General features: G+C 33.1%; 24 protein-coding genes and 1 tRNA gene. 10 read left to right on the top strand and 15 right to left on the bottom strand.

Translation table 11 applies throughout. The annotated features are described in order from the left end of the window. Nucleotides 1-3: 3 nt before the first annotated feature. From rnhC to QY331_01820, 3 genes are all read left to right on the top strand, one after another. The gene (rnhC, locus tag QY331_01830) at nucleotides 4-888 is read left to right on the top strand and encodes a ribonuclease HIII (GenBank protein WKZ69992.1); all 885 of its coding nucleotides are present in this window, start codon (nucleotides 4-6) and stop codon (nucleotides 886-888) included. 73 nt (nucleotides 889-961) lie between these two features. Beyond that, nucleotides 962-2074 (top strand): ATP-dependent 6-phosphofructokinase, encoded by a 1113-nt coding sequence (locus tag QY331_01825; GenBank protein ID WKZ69991.1) that lies wholly within the window; start codon nucleotides 962-964, stop codon nucleotides 2072-2074. Between the two features lie 100 nt (nucleotides 2075-2174). After that, nucleotides 2175-2249, top strand: a tRNA-Asp gene (locus QY331_01820). Between the two features lie 179 nt (nucleotides 2250-2428). Here the strand turns inward: QY331_01820 and QY331_01815 are convergent. The 6 genes from QY331_01815 to QY331_01790 all read right to left on the bottom strand — a co-directional run bounded on the left by QY331_01815 (nucleotide 2429) and on the right by QY331_01790 (nucleotide 5739). Beyond that, nucleotides 2429-2578, bottom strand: coding sequence for a hypothetical protein (locus QY331_01815; protein ID WKZ69990.1), 150 nt, complete (start codon nucleotides 2576-2578; stop codon nucleotides 2429-2431). Between the two features lie 55 nt (nucleotides 2579-2633). Continuing rightward, the gene (locus QY331_01810; GenBank protein WKZ69989.1) at nucleotides 2634-2852 is read right to left on the bottom strand and encodes a hypothetical protein; all 219 of its coding nucleotides are present in this window, start codon (nucleotides 2850-2852) and stop codon (nucleotides 2634-2636) included. 504 nt (nucleotides 2853-3356) lie between these two features. Continuing rightward, nucleotides 3357-4040 carry a hypothetical protein gene (locus QY331_01805; protein ID WKZ69988.1) on the bottom strand — a complete coding sequence of 228 codons (684 nt, stop codon included), beginning with the start codon at nucleotides 4038-4040 and terminating at the stop codon, nucleotides 3357-3359. Nucleotides 4041-4165: 125 nt separating this feature from the next. After that, nucleotides 4166-4423: a hypothetical protein gene (locus QY331_01800; GenBank protein WKZ69987.1), complete on the bottom strand. Its 258-nt coding sequence runs from the start codon at nucleotides 4421-4423 to the stop codon at nucleotides 4166-4168. A 3-nt stretch (nucleotides 4424-4426) separates the two neighbouring features. After that, on the bottom strand, nucleotides 4427-4975 hold the full coding sequence (locus QY331_01795; GenBank protein WKZ69986.1) for a thermonuclease family protein: 549 nt from the start codon (nucleotides 4973-4975) through the stop codon (nucleotides 4427-4429). A 587-nt stretch (nucleotides 4976-5562) separates the two neighbouring features. After that, nucleotides 5563-5739 carry a hypothetical protein gene (locus QY331_01790; protein ID WKZ69985.1) on the bottom strand — a complete coding sequence of 59 codons (177 nt, stop codon included), beginning with the start codon at nucleotides 5737-5739 and terminating at the stop codon, nucleotides 5563-5565. A 209-nt stretch (nucleotides 5740-5948) separates the two neighbouring features. Here QY331_01790 and QY331_01785 point away from each other — a divergent pair, with 209 nt between their 5' ends. Genes QY331_01785 through QY331_01770 form a run of 4 tightly spaced genes read left to right on the top strand, consistent with a single transcriptional unit; the run spans nucleotide 5949 to nucleotide 8757 of the window. After that, a complete protein-coding gene (locus tag QY331_01785) occupies nucleotides 5949-6992 on the top strand; it encodes an XRE family transcriptional regulator (GenBank protein WKZ69984.1) in 1044 nt (347 codons plus the stop codon). Beyond that, nucleotides 6989-7495 (top strand): hypothetical protein, encoded by a 507-nt coding sequence (locus QY331_01780; GenBank protein ID WKZ69983.1) that lies wholly within the window; start codon nucleotides 6989-6991, stop codon nucleotides 7493-7495. Before QY331_01785 ends, QY331_01780 begins: the two co-directional genes overlap by 4 nt. Further along, the gene (locus QY331_01775; protein ID WKZ69982.1) at nucleotides 7488-7796 is read left to right on the top strand and encodes a hypothetical protein; all 309 of its coding nucleotides are present in this window, start codon (nucleotides 7488-7490) and stop codon (nucleotides 7794-7796) included. Before QY331_01780 ends, QY331_01775 begins: the two co-directional genes overlap by 8 nt. Before the next feature lie 4 nt (nucleotides 7797-7800). Further along, the gene (locus QY331_01770; protein ID WKZ69981.1) at nucleotides 7801-8757 is read left to right on the top strand and encodes a toll/interleukin-1 receptor domain-containing protein; all 957 of its coding nucleotides are present in this window, start codon (nucleotides 7801-7803) and stop codon (nucleotides 8755-8757) included. Between the two features lie 344 nt (nucleotides 8758-9101). On the opposite strand, the gene QY331_01765 is transcribed toward QY331_01770, so the two are convergent. The 9 genes from QY331_01765 to QY331_01725 all read right to left on the bottom strand — a co-directional run bounded on the left by QY331_01765 (nucleotide 9102) and on the right by QY331_01725 (nucleotide 22963). Then, a complete protein-coding gene (locus tag QY331_01765; protein ID WKZ69980.1) occupies nucleotides 9102-9599 on the bottom strand; it encodes a hypothetical protein in 498 nt (165 codons plus the stop codon). A gap of 1 nt (nucleotide 9600) precedes the next feature. Beyond that, on the bottom strand, nucleotides 9601-10272 hold the full coding sequence (locus tag QY331_01760) for a DUF3800 domain-containing protein (protein ID WKZ69979.1): 672 nt from the start codon (nucleotides 10270-10272) through the stop codon (nucleotides 9601-9603). 185 nt (nucleotides 10273-10457) lie between these two features. Continuing rightward, nucleotides 10458-11681, bottom strand: a complete 1224-nt coding sequence (locus tag QY331_01755; protein ID WKZ69978.1) for an SIR2 family protein — start codon at nucleotides 11679-11681, stop codon at nucleotides 10458-10460. Between the two features lie 275 nt (nucleotides 11682-11956). Beyond that, nucleotides 11957-12886, bottom strand: a complete 930-nt coding sequence (locus QY331_01750; GenBank protein ID WKZ69977.1) for a hypothetical protein — start codon at nucleotides 12884-12886, stop codon at nucleotides 11957-11959. Between the two features lie 4 nt (nucleotides 12887-12890). Continuing rightward, on the bottom strand, nucleotides 12891-16514 hold the full coding sequence (locus QY331_01745; GenBank protein WKZ69976.1) for a TaqI-like C-terminal specificity domain-containing protein: 3624 nt from the start codon (nucleotides 16512-16514) through the stop codon (nucleotides 12891-12893). Nucleotides 16515-16563: 49 nt separating this feature from the next. Next, nucleotides 16564-19926: a helicase-related protein gene (locus QY331_01740; GenBank protein ID WKZ69975.1), complete on the bottom strand. Its 3363-nt coding sequence runs from the start codon at nucleotides 19924-19926 to the stop codon at nucleotides 16564-16566. 60 nt (nucleotides 19927-19986) lie between these two features. Continuing rightward, nucleotides 19987-21771 carry a DUF2326 domain-containing protein gene (locus QY331_01735; protein ID WKZ69974.1) on the bottom strand — a complete coding sequence of 595 codons (1785 nt, stop codon included), beginning with the start codon at nucleotides 21769-21771 and terminating at the stop codon, nucleotides 19987-19989. Between the two features lie 2 nt (nucleotides 21772-21773). Then, a complete protein-coding gene (locus QY331_01730; protein ID WKZ69973.1) occupies nucleotides 21774-21998 on the bottom strand; it encodes a hypothetical protein in 225 nt (74 codons plus the stop codon). Then, entirely contained in the window at nucleotides 21998-22963 is a 966-nt protein-coding gene (locus tag QY331_01725) for a hypothetical protein (GenBank protein ID WKZ69972.1), read from the bottom strand. Before QY331_01725 ends, QY331_01730 begins: the two co-directional genes overlap by 1 nt. 156 nt (nucleotides 22964-23119) lie before the next feature. Between QY331_01725 and QY331_01720 the strand changes: the two genes are divergently transcribed. The 3 genes from QY331_01720 (at nucleotide 23120) to QY331_01710 (ending at nucleotide 25203) form a co-directional block, all read left to right on the top strand. Beyond that, on the top strand, nucleotides 23120-23632 hold the full coding sequence (locus tag QY331_01720) for a hypothetical protein (GenBank protein WKZ69971.1): 513 nt from the start codon (nucleotides 23120-23122) through the stop codon (nucleotides 23630-23632). Between the two features lie 100 nt (nucleotides 23633-23732). Beyond that, on the top strand, nucleotides 23733-24038 hold the full coding sequence (locus QY331_01715) for a helix-turn-helix domain-containing protein (protein WKZ69970.1): 306 nt from the start codon (nucleotides 23733-23735) through the stop codon (nucleotides 24036-24038). Nucleotides 24039-24174: 136 nt separating this feature from the next. After that, nucleotides 24175-25203, top strand: coding sequence for a site-specific integrase (locus QY331_01710; protein ID WKZ69969.1), 1029 nt, complete (start codon nucleotides 24175-24177; stop codon nucleotides 25201-25203). The last annotated feature ends 48 nt before the right edge of the window (nucleotides 25204-25251 follow it).

Here is a 25251-nt window from a genome sequence, read left to right as displayed (position 1 = left end):
AACATGACCGATATATTTATAAAAAAACAAGCCGAAACCGAAATACAAAATCTATATAATAAAGTAAGTGATTCACTTCAAACAACTCCGATTATCGAGAAAGATTATCATTTTGAGTTTTCAATAAAAGAAGAAAAGAACACGATAAAAGTTTTAGTTTATTTTGGTAAGAAGGGAATTAAAAAAGTAATCCAAGGTACTCCATCGGAAAGCTTAAATTATATTTTAAATGACGGTAAAACAGAAGAAGAAATAGATGAACCCGATGAGTATATAGGGAGTGATGAAACAGGCAAGGGAGATGTTTTTGGGCCGCTAATTACTTGTGCGTTCTACACCAACAAAGAACTCACAAAAAAACTAAAACAACTCGGTGTAAGAGACAGTAAAAATTTGAGTGACATTCAAATAAAAAAAATTTCAACCGGAATTAAAAAACTTGGTAATGATAACTTTGAAATTATTGCCATTAATCCTGAAAAGTATAACGAACTCTATGCAAGATTCCGGAACATAAATGAAATTCTAAATTGGTCTCACTCAAAAGCAATTGAAAACTTATTAAGTAAAGTATCCGCAGCTACAATAATAACTGACAAATTCCGCAAAAAGGATTTAAAATTTTCAAAAAAATTCGATAATGATGCTTATAATATCATTCAAGAGACAAAAGCAGAAAAATATGTCGCGGTTGCTGCTGCATCAATACTTGCAAAGCAGAAGCAAATTGAATGGTTTGAACAAAAGAAGAAAGAAGGAATTGAATTAAAACGCGGTGCTTCAAACGAAGTCAAATTGTTAATCGAAAAATTAATCAAAGAGAAAGACAGCGAATCAATAAATAAAATCGCTAAACTTCATTTCAAAACGGTTAAGAATTTACTTTAGTATAAACTTCACTTTCTTCCCGAAAATTATATTTGTTATATTTGCAAAACTTTTAGAGAGATTTGAGGAAATAATGGCAAAGAGAAACGGTGGTATAAAAAGAATTGGAATATTAACCGGCGGCGGCGATTGTCCCGGCTTAAATGCCGTAATTCGCGGTGTCGCTAAACCGGCTCATGATCATGGACTAAGTGTAATGGGAATCTTGGACGGATTTGAAGGATTAGTAGAAGGAAGAGCAAAAGAACTTTACAATAAAGATGTATCCGGAATACTCGCTCGCGGTGGAACAATTCTCGGCTCTTCAAACAAAGGTGACCCGTTCCATTGGCCGGAAGAAGATCTAAACGGAGAAATTCAAATTGTTGATAGATCCAAAGCGGCATTAAGAAATTATGAAGGCTGGAATTTAGATTGCTTAATCGCGATCGGCGGTGATGGAACTATGCACATTTCCAATAAACTTGCAGCGATGGGAATGAATATTGTTGGCGTTCCTAAAACAATAGATAATGATCTCGATGCAACTGATCAAACATTCGGGCATGATTCGGCAATATTCGTTGTTTCCGAAGCAATTGATAGATTACACACTACTGCCTCATCTCATCATAGAGTAATGGTTATTGAAGTTATGGGAAGATATGCCGGATGGATTGCGTTAAACGGCGGACTTGCCGGCGGTGCAGATATCATATTATTGCCTGAAATTCCATTTAGTTGGGAAGCACTTTATGATAAAGTAGTCGAAAGAAATATGATGGGAAAAAGATTTTCGATTGTTTGCGTTGCCGAAGGAGCTAAACCTCAAGGCGGCGAAATGGTAGTTAAGAAGACCGATAAAAAACGAACCGATCCGATTCAACTAGGCGGCATAGGTAAATTAGTAGCCGATAATATTGAAGAAAATACAAAATTAGAAACCCGTTATACCGTACTCGGTCATCTTCAGCGAGGAGGAAGTCCAACTCCATACGATAGAATCTTGTCCACCAAATTCGGCACATATGCGATTGAGATGGCAATGAAAAAGAAATTCGGCAGAATGGTCTCGTTAAAAGGAAGCGAAATTACGAGTGTTAAAATTGAAGATGCCATTTCAAAGCAGAAATTAGTTAAGAAAACCGATCAAGCTGTACAAGCTGCCGTTGCAGTGGGTATGAGTTTCGGTACGGAAGATTTATAATTTTTCTTGCAAAGGAATTTAAATAATACTATTTTTTCAGTCTCGATTTCTGAGTAAAATGTTCTTTAGAATTTAGTTTTTCGGATTTAGAATTTAACACGGGGTCGTAGTTCAGTTTGGTTAGAACGCCTGCCTGTCACGCAGGAGGTCGCGAGTTCGAGTCTCGTCGGCCCCGCATAGAAAAGCTTCAAAACTGTTTGTTTTGAGGCTTTTTTTGTTTCTGCACTTCCTTAAAATCCCACTGTCATTGTACCGAAAATGTACCCACTGTGTACCGACTTTTTGCCAGAACATCCTTAATTTTATTGGTTGGTTAATATGGTTAGTTAAATTGAGTGACATCTTAAAATGAAATTAGTGATTGCTTCCCTCTTTAGCAACTAAAACGAGTGTAATTTTACCGGGTTGATATACTACACTATATTCTCTCCCGATTTCAAAACCAACATTGGCTAACTGTAAATTTTTTATTTTAATCTGTGGGACTTTCTTATAATCCCGCATTGTTGGATGGCTGCTTTCATAAACTTTCCCCGATTGAATCGGGATTTCACTTCGCTCAACATCTTATCCCCTCCGGGTTAGATTCTTCAAACTTTTTACCGCAGATTTTACATTGCTTGGTTTGTGCAATTACAATATTGTGCAATGAATTAACTGAGTGAGTCTGAGCGATAATTTTGAGGTTTTTACTGCACTCGTGTTTTGGAATCCAGCCGGAATTTTGGCTTTCTTCAAAGAATAATTTCAGTTCATCTGGTTTTTGATTTGAATTCATTGTAGCTCCTTTTGTTAAGTGGATTATAAAAGGGCGTACTGCCCCACAAAAAAACATTTTTTGCCCGCTTAACTGAGTATTTGCGTTTTTTATGTAAGGATACGGTGATGGTGTACGTTAGCTTGATTATTCAAGTCAAGGGCAAATACCGCTTTCAATATTCCATAATAAAGAGCGGTATTTGTTTATATACCCTTGACCCGATTTATTGATTATGTTCGTTTAACACGAAGCTTGAAAAAAAGCGGGCAAAAAGTGCTTTAACGTTTTGCGGATAGCAAAACATCAAATTGGTAGTAAGTAGGTGTTGACACCGTGTTTTTTACGGTGGCAAGAGCTACGCATTATGACGCTGAATGTTATGATTGATTGATAGCCTTGCTGAGCGAATGGAGTAAATGCTTTTATATTTACGGAATGAGCGAAATAGGGCGAAGGTTCGATTAACTTGATAATAATACGACTTCCCTACTAATGAGGGAAGCCGCTGGAAGGATTAAGCTGTTAAGACTGGTTGGTGTAAGTAGCTGAGTATTGAACTACTTTGCCTTCAGCCGATTTGGAAGCAACAGCTAAATAAAGAATGCTATCTTGATATTTTGCAGCAATGCTTTGCTGTACTACGTCAAGTGGAAGAATACCGTTGTAAACTGCTGAGAAATCGAAGCCGGATTCTGCTTTGGAGAGTTTGATTACTCTGTACGGATTATCTTCCGGGTTTATTGGGTTGTGGTAAACAACAACTGCAGCAATTGATAAATCCACTTCTTCGGGAGAGAATATTGCAACTGAATCCAACGCACCAAGTTCTAAGGTTAGATTATCTGATGCAAGTGTTGCGGTTGTTACAGGAAGACCGAAACCACCAGGAGTGATAATATTGTCCTCAGTTGGTCTATCCGGAGAAGTATAAGGGTAATTGCTTTTGAAGATTGTGTTAAAAACACTCATGCCAGTGAACTTCACCTTTGTCCAAATAGAAACAAGATCGGGATTCTCCATAAGGAATTTTGAGAAGTTGCCGGTTATACCGAAGCGTTTTCTAGCTTCAATAGATTCGGGAGTTTGACTCACACTAAAAGATGAAGGTCTTGCCGAAAGAATTGTTTTTCCTTCTACAGTTCTTGCTGAGAGGTTTCCGAGTTTACCTCTTAAGTTACCGAGTACACTACCAGTTAAACGTGCCATTTTATTTTCTCCTTTCTTTAGTTAATGACGAATGAAAAGTATTGAGATAGAGAAAAAATGTAACTGTAGGAATGATTACAGTGTGATCGTATGCTAAGACTATTTACATACTATACAGATACTATTTAGAAAGTAAGATCGAGTACTGGTTTTTTGTTTCTTTCACGAAATAGAATTGAGTTGATGGAATCGAATGAGAGGAAATATTTTTGAGATAATTGTGAAATGGATTCAATCATCGAATGTGATTTACGAAGTTGGTTGTAATCGTTTTTTATTTGAAGATTGCGTAGGGCGATTTCATCTATTAATCCAAGAGAATAGAATTCTTTGAATTTGTTATCGGTTAAAAGATGATCAATATTTAATTTTTCCAACTGCATGTATTACTTGGACCAAATACCTAGATTTTTTTTCATTGCGGTACGGCGAAGATTGTAGAATATTTCGTAATACCTCTTCCCTTTTGGATAGTATCGAATGCGAGCATATCCTTTTTTGAGTAATTCTGCTTGAACAAAGATGGAGTCTTTACCCGCTTTGTTTGTGAGCCAAACGTATGCTAAGACTCTACCAAAAATATCGAACGATTTACCATCGAAAGTGAGTTTGATAATTTTTCCGTCAATAAGTTGTTTGGTAAGGACCTTAGCAGAATCAGAGTATAGTTCAGCCGGTTTACTATTTCTTGCTAATTCAGGTGTGTCTATCCCCAGCATCCTTACACGCTGAGAATCTGAAAGAACGAAAGTATCACCGTCAATCACGCGAGCTACTTTAGCTTTGATTGTGTAGCCGTAGGGATAGTACATTTTGTATTGACAATGAATAGAACCGGAAATAAAAAGAAGAAGTGAAATAAGTATTCCGATACGCGAAAAAGATGATATTAGTTTTGAAAGATGGAGATATTTATTTGTATGTGTGATAAACATAATCAACTCAATTTCTTTTTTTGAATTTATGAGTTGAGATAATTTTAAACAACAATCGATGTTTATGTTTGATTTGTCTTTGTTTGACTTGAAGATAAAAATAGGAGCGAATTAGAGATTGGACGTTTTGGACGAAAATTTATGTGGTTTCAAATTGCGATTAAAAAGAAATAGAAATTGTGTCCAAAGTGTCCATACTAATAAAGAGAAAAACGAATCTGGCGGGCGAGCAGGCGAATGTGAGCAAGTGTTTTGTATTTGGAAACTCTTGCGGAATGAGCGGTCACCACGCCCGCCAAAACACATAAAAGCGGAACGGAAGCGGGCAGATGCTTTTTAACCCGCTGCAGTGAAGCGAAAGGGTGAGGTGATTAGTGTTGTTGTGCCGAGTTTATATAAACCAACATTATGTGCTTCGGTAGAACTACAAATGTTCCGTTGGGACTACTCAAAGACTTGCACATAATGTAGGATTATGTAATACTGGCTGTCCCATTTTACGATGAGCTGAGACCTTCACGTGCTTTGTTGCTTAACACATAAAGTTTTTCTGATTTTTGGTTTTTCTGGTTTTCCTTCAAGGGTTATTAATAAAGTGTCTGCAAGGACATAAAGGACACATAGGACAGATAATAATCACCAAGAACGCCAACGATTATGGCTGATTCGTTTGTATGGTTTTTTAGAAATGATACAATTATGATGCAAATGAACCAATTAGGATTCCTTTGTGAGTAGACTGAGCCAATAGGTTTATCCGCCATTTAACCGCCATAACGGCCATTTATCAGACAATTGGCGGCCAATTCGGGCTATTCTTGCGCTGATTTTGTGCTTTAATATGCAATTATTGTGCAATAGATGTGCAATAATTAAAGGACACAAAACATTAGTGAAAAATGGAACTCGTGGGTGTTGACGATTGTCTAAAATAGTGTTAATTTGTCAACAGTACAAAAAAGAAAGAAATATTATGAATGGAGAAAGATTAAAAGCAGCAAGAAAAATGGCTGGCTTGTCCTTAGAGGAACTTGCTCAAAAAGCGGGTGAATTCACTAAGCAAGCAATCAGTTATTACGAAACCGGGAAAAGACAACCGGACAGCAAAACCTTATTGCGACTTGCAAAAGTTTTAGGGGTAAGACCGGAATATTTCCTCAGAAGAGATGAAATAGAATTTGGAGCTTTCGAGTATAGAAAGAAAGCGAAAATGGGAGAAAAGGCGAAAGGAATTATTGAGGAAAAAGCACGCTATGTTGCCGAAAGATATCTGGAGATTGAAGATTTATTAGAGTTTGGAAAGGATTGGGAAAATCCACTAAAAGGGCTAGAGATAAAAGATGGAAATGATGTTGAAAAAGCTACTCTAGAACTTAGAAAGAAATGGAAGTTAGGGACTGATGCAATAATAAAATTGATTGAGACCCTTGAGACTTACGGTATTATGATAATAGGTGTTGACGCCGATGATAATTTTGACGGGTTGACTAATTTCGCTAACGGTAAACCGATAATTATTTATAACGAAAGAATAAAGGATAATGTACGAATAAGATTTACTATTGCGCACGAACTCGGACATATTCTCTTAAATTTAAGTGAAATAAAAGATATTAAGAAAAAAGAAAAACTATGTCATCAATTTGCCGGTGCCTTCTTATTACCTAAAGAGAAAATCTATATAGAATTAGGCGGAAAACATAGAAGCAAAATTGCTTTTAGTGAATTGATATCGATGAAGGAAGAATACGGAATATCGATTCAGGCAATAGCAAAGCGGTTACAGTATTTAAAAATTATAACTGATTCTGCTTATACCAGGTTCAATATAATCGTAAATAAAAACAAATGGCGTCAAAATGAACCCGGAGAATTTAAGATAGAGGAGAAACCGGAAAAGTTCAAAAACTTAGTACTACGAGCGTTAGCTGAAGAAATAATATCACTCGGTAAAGCGGCAAGTTTATTAAATACTTCAATCAGTGATCTTGAAAAGAGTGTTCGATACGTAATATGAAGACAGTAATAAGTGATACGAATATATTTATTGATTTGATAGAGCTCGAAATTTTCGAAGGATTGTTTCAACTGCCATTAAAAATAAAAACAACGGATTTTGTTGTTAATGTAGAATTAGATGAAGTAAAACAAGCAGTGATTTTGCAGGCTGCACTTCAAAAGAAAATTAATATCATTGAATCTTCAGCGGAAGAGATGCTAGAGATTGAACAGATATTTAACGAGGTAACAAAATTATCATTTACCGATACTTCGGTTTATTATTATGCTAAGAATGAAAAGGCGATATTATTAAGTGGTGATGGAGGTTTAAGGAAATTTGCTGAGAAAAAGAAACTTGAAGTAAGGGGCATTATATGGGTCTTCGATTTATTAGACGAACATAATATTTACAGCCGGAAGATTCTTGTTGAAAAGATGGAGAAGCTTTTAGAGATAAACAGCAGGTTACCGAAAAAGGAATGCGAAAAAAGAATTAAAAAATGGAGCAAAAATGTTTAAAGTACGTATAGGCGGTGTAGAAAGTGAGCCAAATGTAATTGATGAAAATGGAATTAATCAACAAATTAACAGACAGCGAGCTGAAGGGAATAATGTTTGTGTAAGAGTTTCCATACAAAGCGGTGAACTTGAATTCGGATTAGCGACAATAAATTGTGAAGGCATTGGGAGAGGGAAAAAGCTAGAAGGTAAAGAAAAAGAAATATGGGATTTGTGGGTCAGAAACAAACTAAACAGCACTAATTTTACCGGCGGTAATGTAGTAGCATTTTTGAAACAACTTAAGAGAATATTAGACTAATACTATGGCAAAACTATTTTTTTCATACTCGCACAAAGATGAAGAATTAAGGAATGAATTAGAAACTCATTTAGCTTTACTGAAACGACAAGGAGTTATTTCATCTTGGCACGATAGAAGAATTATTGCCGGCAGTGAATTGGATAAAACTATTAGTACTGAGTTAGAAACAGCAAACATAATACTACTTTTAATAAGTGCTCATTTTTTAGCATCCGATTACTGCTATGAAAAAGAAATGATGCGGGCAGTAGAAAAACACAATGAAGGAGACGCAAAAGTAATACCGGTAATATTACATCCTTGTGACTGGCATTCTGCACCATTCGGTAATCTTAGAGCAACACCCACTGATGGTAAACCCGTTTCAATGTTTGCTAATCAACATGAAGCATTCTCAATTATTGCAAAGGATGTTCGAGAGGCAGCAGAATCAATGACTGAGAAAAATGATAGTATGATAAAAACTAAAGATGATTCTCAAACGAAGATTGGTAATACTCCAAAAGAACGATCGAGCAATCTAAGAATTAAAAAGAAATTTGATGATCAAGAAAAAGATGAGTTTATTGAAAATAGTTATGAGTATATCTTACGTTATTTTGAAGGTTCGCTGGAAGAATTAAGAAAGAGAAATACACAAATAAAAACAAAATTAAAAAGAGTTAGTGCGACAAGTTTTTCTGCTTTTATATATGATAACGGTGAACGTGTTGCACAATGTTCAATTTATTATGGCGAAAGTAGTTTTAGGTCACAAGAAATAGCATATTCTAATGCCGCAGAAGTTAATAGGAAGAGCTATAATGAAACAATGAGAATTGTAGAAGATGGATATACACTGCAATTGAAACCACTTGGAATGCAAATGTTTGGTAGACAACAAACGGAAACGTATACACAAGAAGGTGCTGCAGAATATTATTGGAGTATTTTTATTAGTGTACTTCAAGAACAATAAATTGGTATCTTCTAGTAATATTTATAACCCGGCTTGTTTGAAGCTTGACGTCCGGCGTCAGGTATAAAAGTAGAGCAAGCGGGGTTTTTTATTTGAATAGACAAACAGCAAAGACACAGAGTTATATAACATCAACTGAACAGTAAATTAAAGTTGAGGAATACGACAAAAAGCCTCAAATTTTGATATAAACCATGCTGAAATAATTTCGATAATATGGTGTAAGAAAGATAATTTGACTTTGGGTTTAATAATTCACATTTTTCAGTACAAAATTGCTCAGCTTACCATTAGGAAGATTGAGATCGGAAAACGCTAATCCAAGATGATTAGCGTTTTTTGCTTTAAATAAGAGTTTCTAACTTACGTTTATATTTATTTCTTATCTTTTTTCTGTTTCGTGTATTTAAGTAATAGGCGGTGAGTAAGTAGTATTCGGATTCATTCCGATAAGGCTCAAGAATTATTACATAATTTTCATCTTCATCGAATATATAAGTACGAACTCCTTCCGGGTCCTCAACGCTAAAAATCAACATCCTTTCAGTTTTGTTTTCTTCAATATGGTGTTTAATCCAGTGTAACCTTTTTGAACGATCAGGTTCAAATGTTCTTTCAGCACTATTGTTATTTATTTTTACAGTAGTAAGATGTTTAAAAAGAATATCCATTGCATCCGTTTCAACACTGATAGGATTAATTTGTTTCTCGCGAAATTTGAAGGAAGTGTTATTACGAATATCTCTATTAAAGATACCTTTGAGTGAAGCTGTTCGATCTATTTCAGATAGGTGATCTATCTCTAAGAGTTGATTATATACTTTAAGGAGATTTAACGGCATTTTACTTTAGATCGATAAAAAATAAGTTAAACTTTTGTTCACTTGGTAACGTTGGTATGCATAAAGAATGACCACATTCTTTTTCAATCTTTTCGATAATGTGAATTTTAGTTGTTACTTTCGACAAACCGCGAAGACGATAATTAACTGCGCCCATGAGAAAATCGGTTAATTGCATAAAGATAGATTCTTTAGAATGTATTGATTGTAAATTTCTAATAACACCATAATTATAATTTAGAATTTCTTTGAGTTTTCTAATTTTCAACCTACTTAGATCATCTTTTATATCTAGGTAAATATTATAGTTTGCCGACATATCAATTTTATGATGGATAAGTTGATAGTACATTTTATAATAGAAGGTGTTATAATCTTGGTCAAAGGCATGGTTGCGGATTTTATTTTTTTCGACAACCACTGCACGAAAGAGAATATCTGTTGAGAAAAAGTAATCAACAAGTTCTAAATAAAATTCTTGCTTGGAATGGGAAACTTTTGACCACTTTATTTCCGAATAAAAATTATGTCTTTCTTTAAGATCCTTTAGATATTCTTTATGAATTTTAAGTTGGTGGTATGGAATTGAAACATAGGATAATAACATGTACGGATGCTCGTCATGTTCTATGTGAGTACTTTCATCACAGTATAGGTTATAAGTTTTCATCATAATAAATCACTACTATAATTTAATGAAATTCTATCCTTTGTTCATAATTTTAGGGGATTAGGTATATCGCTTTTTGTTTTTGGAAACACCAACTATAGCACCACCATAAAAGTTAGAGTAGTATTTTCTTTACTTAACTGATTCATAATAGAAGATTATGTGTTTTTTCATGCATAAAAGTATTTTCAATCAATGCCGAAGAAAGACTTAATTTCATCTATTTTCAATCCTTCTATACCTTTATCATAGTATTTTACTCGTTCATGACTTGTGATGGTACATTCTGGTTTAGACTTACCAATCATAATGATTTTTGAATTATTCTTAGATAAGAAATGTTCAATGATAATTTTGTTGATTTCTTCATCACCACATCCATAACCAATAATAATTAGGTAATCTGAATTTTTTAGATTGTTCTCGAAATGATGAAAAATTGGTTTAAAATATCTTTTTTGTTTATAGAATCTTGTTTTTTCTAAGGTACCGGAAAGAAATTCAGGGTATAGATTTATCATTGACGATTCATATACTATTTTTCCATCTTTAGTCGATTCGTGTAATAATTCGAATGGATTAACTCCACGTAAAAGTTTTATGGTTTCAAATTCATCATCTCCAATATGATATGCAAAATTGTCTATGCTACCGTGAAGCTTATAAAGACAAAACTTATTCGAATATTCATTAGTAAATCTTCTTAAGCGTACGGTATATGTAAAAACTTTTCGAATAACTTCATCTAATTCACGAACTGGTGTTTCGAGTGAATATTTACCATAATATGGAGAGCCTAATTCTTCAAAACCGTCTGAAAAATTATTACCAATTACATCACTATGAGAAAATTGCTCCATCAACAAATCGTGGTTCAGAGTATGAATATGGATTTTGAATTCGTCTGAAATATTCTTTAATAAATAAAAGAAATTTTTATATTGTGAATGGTATGGTTCAACATAAGAGACAGATTCAACCCATTTGGTTAATAGTTGTGCCAATAATTGTTGAAATATTTCATTGAATTCAAAAAGTAATTGTTGGCCATCGTACTTAAATTCTTCTTGTTCATTGAACTTACTTACAAATTCATTAAATTTTTCGAGATCACCTTCACTTCTTCTTAATTCGGAATAGTAATCAAAGAATTTTTCATAATGAAAGTTTTGGTTGGGGATAATTTCAGTATTGTAAAAGTTTAAGAATTCCTCGACAAAGCGTTTTTCTCTAGTTCTTGTAAACCATCCGTTGGGATCTTCTTCACCAAATAAGAATCTTGCGTTACCGCTTGTATGAACTTGAATATCATTCTTCTTAACTGAACATAATATATTATTAAGTTCAGGAGTTGAATAATAGCCGAAAGGAATAGAAAAGCCAGAACCAAGTAGAAAAGAAAAATGCTCCATTTTTACTTCTCTCTAAATTTATAAACGCCATAGTTTTCTTTACTTATTATTTTCTCAATTTTCGAGTCTATTCCGCCAGAGGCGGGCAGGTATTTTTATCCCGCAGAACGGAATTTCAATTCTACTTTAATTCAAGTTTTTCATAATCCTCTTTGTTTATAATGCTGCCAATTTGTGGATCGATAATTTCAACTTCTTCGTAGGTGAGGTTGTAGAGTTTGTAAACCATTATGTCTATCTGATCTTCTAAGTGCTTCGTGTTAGTTTGGTGATATTTAAAATGAAAAACTTTCTTGACCACTTATATCATCCTCGTATTTTAATTTTCTTATGGTGTAAAATTGATTAATATCTCTCCTAAAATCAGCTAAGTCTGTTTTTTCTTTAGGAAAGAAACGCATTATAATTCTGTTTGAATGTAAGTATGAACTTTTTTTATTATTGGGTTCTCGTAGCATTCTTTGAACAAGTGGGAGCAGTAACTCTAACAATTCTATTCTATACTTAGCGCGATTGCTTTCCTCAAAACCGTGAATAATATTTGTGACTGCACCCATAAAACAATCACAGAGCTGAATCAGATTTGACTTTTCATCTATCCTATGATCTTTTTGCAAAAATTGTATTTCCTTTGTGTCAAAATAAAAGTTTGGTTCTCCGAGATTTAATTTATGAATAGTATGCCAGGGGAAATATTCGTGAAGCTGTTGTTGACCTTGTTCGTGAAATATATTTTTAATCAATATTTTTTTATTACCGAAAAAACATTTTAGCGCATATTTTATCGAACTTCTGAAAAAACGGTTATATTTTGAATTGAAATTATTATTTGGATCAAACTCTTCCTTGTTTAAGTTACTATCGTTTATTCCAAGTATATAACAATAAAAAATTTTTCCGCTCAGTGAGGTATTCAAAATATATTGGAACCATCTTTTGCAAATATTCTTTTCATCCGCAGAACTTATATCAGCCCAGTGAACTGGTTTGTTGTTTTTCTTATAATATGGGGAACTCATATCAAAATTATTACAATACCGCTCAGCAACAATATTTTGCAATAAAGGGTTATCTAAATCCTCAGCTAATATTCCAATATAATGCCAGCTGTGACCTAAATAGGGACATTTCTTCGACATTATTTCATCAGCATATATATTTACTTCAACTGGTTTTTCTCTATTATCATTTCCCCAGAAATCCATTTACCTATTTAATCTCAAATTTATCATAATCCTCTTTGTTTATAATGCTGCCAATTTGTGGATCGATAATCTCAACTTCTTCGTAAGTGAGGTTATAGAGTTTATAAACCATTATATCTATATGATCTTCTATGTGTTTTGTATTCGCTTGTGGATTTTGTTTTTTGGTTGCTAATATTTTATCGACAAGATTTGTAAATGGTTTCTGATCATTTTCACTAATTTCGGGAATTCTTATTTGACCAACATATTGTTTAGTATAACGCTTTCTTCCACCGGCAATTTTAGCCGTAATCTGAAAGAAATGGTAATCTGAGAGTTTTGAATTTAGGATTGCTAAAATATATTTAAGATTTTTACCAGTTAGAAAATAAGCTGAATTGGTTAGGTACATTCCTTGACTATCATAAGCAAAGTTAGCTTTATCAGATATTTCAAGCCATACTATTTTTTCTTTCTCAAATTCATTAAGAAATGCACAATTTCGTAAATTCGTCCAGTGGGCACCTTGATCTTGACGCACTTCTAATTCTTTTTTAAATTGTTTAAGGTAATCGTAAACTGAGGGATAATCTTTAATAACATTAATACGCGGAATATTAAATTCTCTAACTCCATTATGTGTATTTATTAGATAAATGTTTTGATAAGTATAGTTATATCTTTTTATGTCTTTCCCTCGTAATAGAGGTCTAATGATATTTTTATTCTTAGAATCTTTCTTGATTAGCTCTTTCTTTATGCTCTCGCCAACATAAAATGCATCATTCAAACCAGAAGTAATCCCTCTGAAGAAGTTAATGCCAAACTCACCTAATGGTTTCCCAATAGCAGTAATTTTATTGTTTATATTAAACTCTACTTCATTCCCAATCTTCCACGTATTATCATCAAGATTTGTTAAACTTACCGAGTTTTTATTAAAATAAACTGTAATGCTATTGTTCTTGAAATCGAAATCTGCTTTTAATTCACAACCCAACATACTTCCTTGAAATCTTTCATTTTGAAGAATTAATATATTTACAAAAACCGTTGCGGCTTCAAATAACTTAATTTTCCCTAAGTCGATTAGTTTGAGTGGATTTGCATAATTTATAAAATAATTCCGTGCTTTTTTTCCATAACTTGAATGCATCCATTGCCGGGAAGTAATAAAAGTTAAGATACCTCTGTGTCTTAAAATATTATTTCCTCTTTCATAAAATATGACGTAAATATCGCCAGTTTTAATAAAAGTTTTGTACCGTTGTTTTTCTAATTCTTTTTTTGAATTAGAATCCATTTTTTGCAAAGGTAAATATGGTGGGTTCCCAATCACCACATCAAATCCATCTTCCACTTCCGGACCAAACATCCACTCAGGGTTAAACCAGCCGGATGCAATATTTGTATTATACGGATCCCATTTTGATATTTGTTCGGCAAATTCTGAAGGGAAACCATTTTCATATAATAGCTTCTTTAACTGCGCTCTTATTTCTCTGTCATTTTTCTCAAGTGTTTTCTTTTCAGTTTCGGAGCTGGTGATAAAGTATCTTTTTCTTAAAGCGAAAAGTTCATCTTCTAACTTTTCAATTGCACGGGGTTTAAGAGTAAGACTTTCCGGTAAGGCTATCAGTGTATTAGCGGCAACAAGTTTTGTCTCGAGGTTAGGTAAAGGTTCTATACCGTAGTTGTCAACTGCACTTGAAGGATGCTGGACTTTTTCATCTACTAAAAGAGAGATGAAAAAACGAAGTTTTGAAATCTGAATTGCTATTGGCTGTATATCAACTCCGTAAAGACAATTTTGTATCAGATAAAGTTTTCTTCCGTAATCAAGTTCATTTCGGTTAAAGTTTTCTTCAATTTTATCCGTTAGCTGACGTTTAAGTTTCGGGTCGGTTACATTACTTTCTATTGCGGTTATTTGCTGTTGCTTCCATTTTGTATTATGAGGATCGAGTTTGGACAAAATTAAAACGAGTTTATGCAGAACTCCCATAGGAAATGCGCCGGAGCCAACAGCTGGATCGAGAATTTTACAATTGTTAATTGCGTTTATTAAAATGTCTGTTTCTTTGTCGGTGAAAGAAATAGAATCTTCCGAATAAGAAACGAGTTTTCTTAATTCATCTTCAAGTTTACCCTCGTTATCAATCCAACGGGTAGGTTTAAGTTCCTCTTCAATTTTAAGCTGTCCTTTGCGTGCAGAATTACCAAACATATCGGATTGTTCTGTTCCGATCTCAATGTAGCTTTTAGCTCCTTCTATAACTTTATTTTTGAGATAAGCAATTAAAGACTCGTCAACCATATAATTAACAATTTCACGGGGAGTGTAATAGCTTCCGGTAGATTTACGCGCAGTTGACGCGGTTTCGGGATTGTAGCTTGCTAAAAGATTTTCAAATACTCTTCCTAATAACTCCGGATCAAGCGCGATTTCTTCATCTGTTGGTGTGTTTTCATCAATTGTAAAATTGTAAGAATGAAGAATGTTAAGCAGACCTCTTGCTTTATATTTTTTCTTTGCTGTGCCGTAATCTTTGTTTAAGTCAACTTCTTTTTCATCAGAAAAGAAAAGCATATTTGGAAAATTGGTTTGGTTGTTTTCTTTATCTGAGAAACCGTCAATTCTAATTTCTTCCCCGGTATCATTCGAAGGATCATTTTTGCTTTTATCGAGGCATTCAAAAAGACCGCCGTTTAAAAAAGGAATATCTTTGAAAATATTCAGCATATCTTCCGGATTATTAAACAAAGAATGATACCGGTAATAGTTATGCGACATATAATGATCATTCTTACCTTGAAATGTGCGGTCTTTTCTAAACCTTCTTTCATTAACCGGGGTGTTTAGCGTTGCGAAAAACAGGTTTTGCAAAATTGCTTTATAATATGTGCTTTCATTACCGGCAAGGGATTTTAATATTTTTTTAATCTCATCTTTATCAAACAGGGTATTAGATACCAACTTTTTCTGTTTCATAAACCAGATGAAAATAATTCGTGTTATAAAACGGATTAAAGCTATGTTCTTTCCATTCTTTTCCACCTCGGCATCTTTAGGAAACTTTACATTTTTAAGCGCCCAGAAATACCAATTTGCAATTTCTGTGTAAAATTCTTTAGTAACTTTTTCAACAGAGAAAGCTTCTTTAATTTTTTCGAGAGAAGAAAAATCTGCAGCATCTAAACGATAGAGAAAAGTTTTATTTGTCTGATCTTTGCTGACGTAATAAGTGAATCTTTTAAAGCTGCTCCATTCTCTTTTACCGTTTGGCTGTGGTATATCATAGACAAGAGAAAAACGGAAATTGTTATTGTCATCATAAAAGATAAAGAAACCGGCAGTGTAACGCTGTTCTTGTTTTAATATTTTTTTTGCTAAATCATACTGTGCTTTTTTACCGGATCGTTCGGTAAGAGTCTTGTTTGTTTTAAAAGTGTAAATTATTAATTCGTCATCGTTTTCTAGTTTTATTTCGCCAAGCAGCAGAGCATCTGAGAAAATATCGTTGTTGTGATTGGCTGCTTCCTCGTCTAATTGCCGGTAGGCGGTTGTTTTCCGGCGGAATAGATTGGTAAGATTTTCGGTGGAAAAATCTTCAATAAGAGCTGAGAGTAAATTTTTAGTTTCCATAAATGATCTTATAATTTTTTTACCGCGAATGCACGAATTAAGAACTTATCTAATTTGGTTTCTGGTTTTCAATTGCAATAATTATTTCTTTCGATAAATCTTTTAATCTCTGCTTTTCATCATAAAGATAACTACCTCCAAGTTCTCTATTTAATGAAGATAATTCTTTTATAGTTTTTTGAGGATGTTTATCGATATTTAAATTTGAAATCCTTCTAAGAGTGTAATCGGATAAAGTACCATAATCGAATATATCTTCCAGCAGCATTCTGATAAAGGGTTTAAAATCTATAAGAGTTTCATTGTTGTTTACTCTTAATAAATATTTTAGATTATTAATTGATTTTTGTTGAAGGCTGTTTTCCGATCCGCCTTTACGAGAAGCTTTTCCCATTTCTTTATAATTTTTTACTACCTCGTAATCATCCCAAAACCTATCACTTAAAGATAAAGCCGGTTCATCTTTTTCGGCTTGTATCTTTTCATAAACTTCTTCAAGACTTTTAATAAAATGATTATCGGAACCATCTTCCGTGTCATATAATCTATGATGCACAAATAATCTTTGCTTTTTTATAACGGCAAGCAGTTCATTTTGAGTATATTTTTTAGCGACTTTAATTCTAGGTGGAAATTTAGCGAGCGAGGCAATTAATTCCGGGTATTGTTCCTTTAGGGATTCAAAATCTTTCAAAGCTTTTGTATAAAAGCTTTCAGCCTCCATAAAATCGGGATTTTGCTGAACCTTATTGTACAAACCGGAAGGGGTTGGTTCTTCATCTATATCAAAAATCTTAGCGTCTTCTCCAAGGGCATTATGAATCAAAAACATTTTTTGAGAAGCTATTTCTCTTGAACGGACAAGATCAGAGCCTTGCTCAGTGGGAAAGAAATTTACAATGTAAAGTTTATCAAAAACTTTTTTGCTGATTCGATTTATTCTACCAACTCTTTGAATAACGCGAACAGGATTCCAGGGAATATCGTAATTGATTACCATCCCGGCACGGTTTAAGTTAAAACCCTCTGAAATTTTGTCGGTTGTAAGCAGAATATCATAATCATCAACTTGTTCTAATGAAGAGGCATCAAAATTTTTATTTATATCTTTTATTTTTTTAGCCGGGAGATCGCCGGATACAATTAATACTCTATTGTTAAATTCCTTCTCCATTAATCCAGACAAATACTTAACTGTGTCTGCATATTCAGAAAAGACTAAAACTTTTCTTTTGGGTTCAGAAGCAAATGCATTTTGATTAATTATTTTTTTTATCCCGTTTATTAAACAAGAAGTTTTGGGATCTTTCTCTACCAGATTTAATTCATTCAGTTCTTTTAGAATTCGATTGAATAGAACTAAGTCTGATTGAATATCGCTAATAAACTCATCTTTTTTATGAAAGTTTTTCAGTTTGTAGATTTTATGATTTTTAGGGTATTCATTATTTCTAATTTTATCGGAATATGATTGTAAGTATTCTTCAATTTCATCGGAATCCTTATCATAAATTTTTTCCAGCAATGATCTGTCGAGAATATATTTATTAGTCTTTTCAATAAATTCTTGTACAGCCTTATTTATTCTTATAAAATTTTTAAGACTTTGTTCAAATGCGCCGAATGAGCTTTCAAATCTTTTTACGAGCAAACGTCTCATAAAATCGTATAAGTTAAACTGCTGGATATACTGGAAGTTTTCCTCTTCGCCTAGTTCATCTAATTTTTCCTTTTCATATTCAAAAGGCTTATAAATTGCGCCCTTTAATAAACCGCCTTCATCGGGTAAAGCAAAATACTCATTAATAATTTTGTCATAAAATTTTGATTGTTCTTTACTCAATTCAAAAAACCATTCTTGCGGATTTTCAACAATCGAAAGATCCTTGACTTCTTCTTTATAGAAAGGATTATTTTGGATATCCAATCGGTTGCGGCGAATAGTTACCGGCTCGATAACGTCTCTTATTTCCTTAGCAAGAGTATGTGATAGATTATTAACATCACTGAGATTTATATTTTTTTTTCCAAACAAAGCTTTGTAGTAAGTTTCTGCGCGTGAACGTTTTTTGGGATCGGATGAATTATGATATTTTTTTATATAAGAAAGTTTATCAAAAGTTGATTTAAATATCTTGAATTTGAATTCAAGATCATCATCAAGTGTTATGGCAGATTTTTTAGGTACTATAAATAGTTTGAGCAAAGAAAAAATATCAGCAGGACGATTATTAAAGGGAGTAGCAGTTAGTAGCATTACAATTTTACCGCGGCAAATATTTTTTAAGTATTCATAATCTTTGGTGTCTTGATTTCTGAATCTATGTGCTTCATCTATAATTATAACTTCAATATCATTTGCGCTTGCTACAAACTCAGAAACATTTTCAAGATCGCCACCGGAAACAGCTTCCCATCCCAGGCTTGAAAGATGAAATTGTTCAAGATATTTTTTCCACCCGGAGGATTTTGATTTATCGCCAAGGATTCCAGGAGGTGCAATTACAATTCCGCGTTTTTTTAATTCAAATGCAGTTGCGCACGCAATAATAGTTTTACCAAGTCCGACTACATCGGCGATTATTACGCCATTATTATTTTCAATAACAGAAAGCGCTTGTTGAACTGCGTCTAATTGGTAGCGGTATTCCTTATAATCGTTTTCTCTTAATACTTCAACAAGCCTTTGACCAATTCCTTTGCCTTTAAAAATATCTAGGTAAGTTTTTAGAACAAGAACATAAGCTTCAAACGGAGTTATTTCTTTAATTAAAGTCTCTTGCTCTAAAACTTCTACTAATTTTTTCTTTAGAACATCATCCTCAGTAATTTTAACGGCTTTATTCCAAAGTTCATCAAAATAATTTTCAGCTTCATCAAAACCATAATCGCTTATTTCAACATTAAACTCTTGCTGAGAACTTAAACCGGCTGAAGTAAGATTGCTGCTTCCGGTTATAAATAATTTACTCCGTCCGATTTGCCCCTCTTCAAGATTAAAGATATAAATCTTGGCGTGGTTGGGTTCATAAGATTTTCTTAAAATGATTCTGTCATCTTTAATAAGCTGCAAGAAAAATTTACATTGCTCATAAAAATCTTTACGGTCGAAATTATCAGTGTTAATTGATTTTTTAATTGACTCATAAAAATTATGGATTCTTTCGTCATCTGAAATTTTTCTATCCTTATCACCATATTCAAAGAGTCCACGAATATTTTTATCAACATTAAGACCAACAAGAATTTTTAGATTTACTTTATTATTTGACTTAAGACCTTCGTATAATTCCTTTAAACCGGAGAAATAAAAAAATCCAATTAGAAATTTGAGTTCATTACTTTTTGAAAGGAGTTCGAGGAGTCTAGTTTTTAATTGTTTCTTCTGGCTATTGGTGATGAAGTTATTCATAAAATCCCAGGCTCATTAGAAATAAAAGTAAGGTTTGATTGCATAGAAAAATTAATTCCGTTAAAAATGCTTTTTAAATAACGGTTTATCCGGTGTTAACCGCAATATCGCTTCTTTAATTATATTTTCGTGTGCAGCTACTTTTTCCGGGTCTAATTTATCAGTTAATACACCCTCTTCAATAAGTGTTACAATATACTGGAATTTATAACCTCGTTCTAATTGTTTGTTCAGAAATTTGATAACATCAACAAAATGTACTTTATCTACACCGTCAAAAATTCCATCGTGTATTAAGAAGCGTGGGGCATTATAATTTTTAATTATAGAATAGAATAAAACAGAGAGATTATAAACTAATGTTCTGCCTCTATTCTTACCTTTCCCAAATTTTTCGGGGTCATTAAGAATATCAATTTTTAGTTTAGATTTAACCCTCGGATTTGAATCAATTGAAAAAGAGAATAGTCTTGAGCCGGTTTTAGTTGAGTAAAGTTCTTGATAAATTGAACTAAATATTTTGTAAAATTCCAATTCAATGTCACGAATATTTTCTCTTAGTTCTATAATGTTGGATTCGATTTTGCTGACTTCTTGCTGCAAATCCGATACTTGTTTAGAGTAAACTGTATAGGTTTTAATCTGACCTTCCAGGTTGCTGGCTTCTTTTTCTTTACTAACTATAAGGGCGTTGGCATCGGCTAAGTTTTTAATTGCACTTGCAGTAGACAATATTCTAAATATATCGGCGCGTTGGTTGTCAAGTTCATCAATTTTGAATTTATTGTTTTCTATTTCCTTATTCAGCTTATCAATTTCTTCAAGTATAAAATCTTTGCGTGATGAAATAAGATTTTTACGAAACTTAACGACTTCCTCGAGTTCCTTTCTGATTTTAGTGCCGAGTAGTTCTTGAAAATCATTGTAAATATTTTCAACAGTGCTTAACCGGATTGAGAGATTATTCGAGAGGCTTTCTTTGTATGTATCAATTTTCTTTTGATGCGAAAAGTTCTCAAAAGAAAGTTTGTTTATTGTTTTGGTTAGCTCGTTAGCCTTTTCTGCATTCAACTTTTGAGAGGATGCTAATTTGTATGCTTTTATCCGTTCGCGTATTTCCTCAATTTCTGTCTTTAATTGTTTGATTTTATCTTCAACATCAGATATTGTTTTTAATTGATGAACAGATATAAAGTTTTTTGCTGCTGTATTTGCAAGTTTTTTCTTTTCATCAATTTCATCAGTCTTGACGTTTAGATTATATATAAGACGGTTATCTATATTTAGCAAAAAAAGATGATATTGCAGGAGTGAGAGTTCGCTTGTGTATTCAAGATAGGCAAAGGGATCAGGATATTCTTTTTTATTAGTCTTTAGTATTGTTACATAAAAAGCGAGCAACCGTCTAAGCCAATCAGGTGAATAAAAACCGGGATAATCATCACGGGCAAAAATTATATCGCAAAGAGTAACACGAAAATCTTCTAAACGATATTCTTTATATTTTCCATTATTCGCTTTGAGTTTTACAAGCCGGGAGTTTTCGAATGAACGAGAAATAGTATAATGATTTTTGCGGGACTCAAACTCCAAATAAACAGTTAGACCTTTTAAGAAACCTATATCGTAGGCTGTATATAATCTTGGGTTTTTATCTTTAGAAAAATCAGAACCAAGCGTAAAATCAATTAAATCAAGGAAGGAAGATTTGCCGAGGTTATTTAACGAATCTTTTTTCTTGCCTTGTGTTTTATCGCGATAACCATAAACGTAATTTATACCATCTCTGAATGTTATGTCAGAAAAATATTTTGCGGGACGGGTATAGAATTTTTTTAGATACATTTTTATTTATTTAGAGTGATAGAATAATTTTTATAAACAATAATATCAGCTAACCATAAAAATGTAATAACATCAAAGAATAAATCCAGATCAATATTATGATTCTCTTTTAACTTTTGAAAAAGTTCTTCAATATTGTTGACGCCTTTCTTAATATACCGGATTGTGTGTGCTCCTAGAATCAGCACATTATTATTAAGATTTTCATACTTAGTTGGCAGCAGCATTAGTTTAAGTCCGCATTGTAGTTATCAAATAAGCCGGGATTTTTAGGAACCATAGTGTCTTGTTTATTTCTTGCACCAAAATCACAATATTCAAAAAAATACATTACAACAGCTTTTGCCCAAAGTTTATATTTTACGTTTTGTTTGAACTTATCTTCGAGACAGGAATCGGCTAACATTTCCAGAAACTTGAAGTCATTAACCGGATAAGTGCTTTTAGGATAGTTGCTAATCTCACAATACTTTGAACGGAAAAATTCTCGAAGAGTTATTACTTCGGTTTTATCGCTAACTGAAGTATCGCGAAAATAATTTTCCACTAAAGACTTATGGTAATATGTAAGCTGGTACATATCGAAAACACGTGATTGATATGCATCAAAATTATATTTTATTTTTTTAACAATCCCGTTATACTTTTCCGATTTTTCGTCCGGGATAGATGTAATTGGCTTAGATTGGATTTTTATGAAATTAAAAATGTTATCAATAATATCCATTTCTTCAGTTAGATCAGGTTCGGAAGTAAGGAACTGAGTGAATATAGAATCATCATCAATTATAAAATATTGTTCTTCTTGCTCAAAAGAACTCAGCTTTAATTTTAGCGTTTCGAGTCCCCATATATCGATGCGAATAACGCCGGTTCTTTTTCTAATTTTTTTCTTTTGTTCGGGTGTAACGCTGAATGAATCTTTAGACAGGAATGTAATCGCGGTTGGAGCCAATTGTTCAATATCATCTGGAATTAACGATTCCGGTGTTACCGATTCATCAAATTCGTTTGGGACAACAACAAAGAAAATATTGCTGATAACATTATAGCCGTTTTCCAAAATTGAGCAGCTTTGCACTGCATTGGGGAAAAGTCTTGAAAGCAATCTGTCACAGAAAGAGATGAAATCTTTATCTGTAAGGTTCGAAATATATTCTTCAATAATTTTAAGATGTTTGATTTTACTCATTTCCATCAAAAAATAATTTAGAATTGTACCAAATATTCTCTCATATATATCTGAAGGTTTTTATCACACCCGCTTTCTTTAATGAGTGGCAAGAAAACTATAATTTATTTATTATTTATCTAAATTTATATAAAAATAATAATTGAAAGAATAAAAATGAAGAAAAAACTCACAAAAAAGGGTTTGGCGGTTGAGAAGCTATTGGAGAGAGATAATAAAAGTGTACTAACTTATATAGAAGACATCAAAGATGATGTTGAGAAAGAAAAAACTATAAAAGAACTAATCGAATATTTGGATAATTGTTTGTTGGATAGAGATATTGGGAAACCGGGACCAAAATTAATTGACCAACTTAAAGAGCTTCAACAAAAAATAGAGAATGAGGTTAAAGAATACAGATTGGAAGATTTGATATGGTGGAAAGGAAGTGAGGGACAATTGATTTATCTATATGAGCAATTAGTAAAAAACAATTTTATTGATGATTCTCAAGAGGATAGAAAATATGTTCTGCTTGCAAACCATTTTAAAAATAAAAAAGGTAACAGATTTAATAATAGACAGATGGGGCAGGCTGCGCAAAACTTAATGCTAAATAAAACACAAAAACCTAAAGACGCAGATAAACTTATTGAGATTATAAAAAACATACACCAACAAGAATAAACCACTCTTCAATTCCTTGGTATCAAGGATTACCAATATTTAATCCTCTTTCTGATTTTTATACTTGCACCTAACAAGAACAAAATGTTAGGTGTTAAAAATGAGACAAAGGAAAGAACGAAATGAAGTGCTTGAGAAATTAACTTCAATAGAAGCACTCCTACGAAAGAAAAACGACAAACCGTTAAACTTCAACCAGGCTGCCGATTATCTCGGCTTTTCACACTCATATTTATACAAACTCACTTCAAGGAAAATAATTCCTTGTCATCGTCCTACGGGTAAGATGTTGTTTTTTTCTAAAGAGGAGTTGGATGAGTGGATCGTTACAAGTGAAAAGGAAAAAGATAAAAGTCAAAAGGTAGAGACGCAAGACGCTGAGACGGAAGATGAGGAACCACCGTAAGTGCTTCGATACAATCACAAAAATCGTGATTTACTCAGCAACCGGAAATACGAAGATTGGTTGATTGAGTGATTGGATGATTGGTAAAAAACTTTGGCAAATAATTAATCTTTGGAAGGGTTAAAACAAGACTGAGATGGAAGGATTAAATAACATAAATAGTGAGATGCATAATACCGGGAGCAACATAGATCCTATGCAGATGTTCAAACACTTTTCTGCTGAGGATATGGAAAAGATAAAGCTGCTTGCGGGATTGCTTGGTATTGGAAATCATCAGACTGTAAAAGAAACGATAACTGTTGAACAGGGTTTCAGTGAGTACAATCATCTTATTGAGTTTAATCTTTCAAAAAAATCTGTTGCAACTGCAAAGACCGCTGAAAGAAGATTCTTAGAATTTATTCCAGGAAACAGAGCACTCAAGACAATTGAGCGAAAAGATGCAGAAAATTTAATGATGAAGATTTCCAAGACTGCTCCGCTCGGTTGTTACAATTACCTAAAAATATATAGAACAATATTTAATGTTTTCGTGGACTGGAATTATATTTCTTCTAACCCCTTCCTAAAAGTAAAATTACCCAAAAGACAAAAAGATGAGCCGGTTGTATTCACTGAGGATCAGATAAAAATCGTCTGTGAAAGACTCACTGCAAAGGGCAAAGATGTTATTGCGGATATGGTTCTCTTTGCAGTGGAAACAGGATTAAGATTAGATGAAGAAAATAATTTGAGATGGAGCGATGTCGATTTTAGGAATAAGGTAATAACCATTGGGAATAAACTGTTCAAAACGAAATCTAAAAAAGTGAGAAGGATTCCTTTTAATGAAAGAATGGAAAGAATCTTATTAAGGAATTCGAATCGGCAACTTGAGAAGAGTAAAATTCTGAGAGAATTTGTTTTTGTACTGAGTAACGGAAAGCAATATAAAAAGGATACTGTTTCAAAAACATTAAAGAAAGTAATAAAGGAAGCAAGACTACCGGATGAACTTCACTGGCATTGTTTACGTGCAACTGCAGCTACACGATGGGCAAGTAATAAGGTTCCAATATTTACCGTTTCAAAGTTGCTCGGTCATTCTTCTGTAAATGTAACGACCCGGTATTATGCGGGAATTGATTTGGACGAACTGAGGGATGCGGTTAATAGACTATAGCCCTCGCCCATACGGAAAGGAATTATTTAGAGAATATTTAACGGAGTA

It is taken from the genome of Melioribacteraceae bacterium (genome assembly GCA_030584085.1).
In the GTDB taxonomy this organism is placed as follows: domain Bacteria; phylum Bacteroidota; class Ignavibacteria; order Ignavibacteriales; family Melioribacteraceae; genus SURF-28.
The sequence above is the reverse complement of the archived record's forward strand: the minus strand, read 5'-3'. Positions and strand labels throughout refer to the sequence as shown.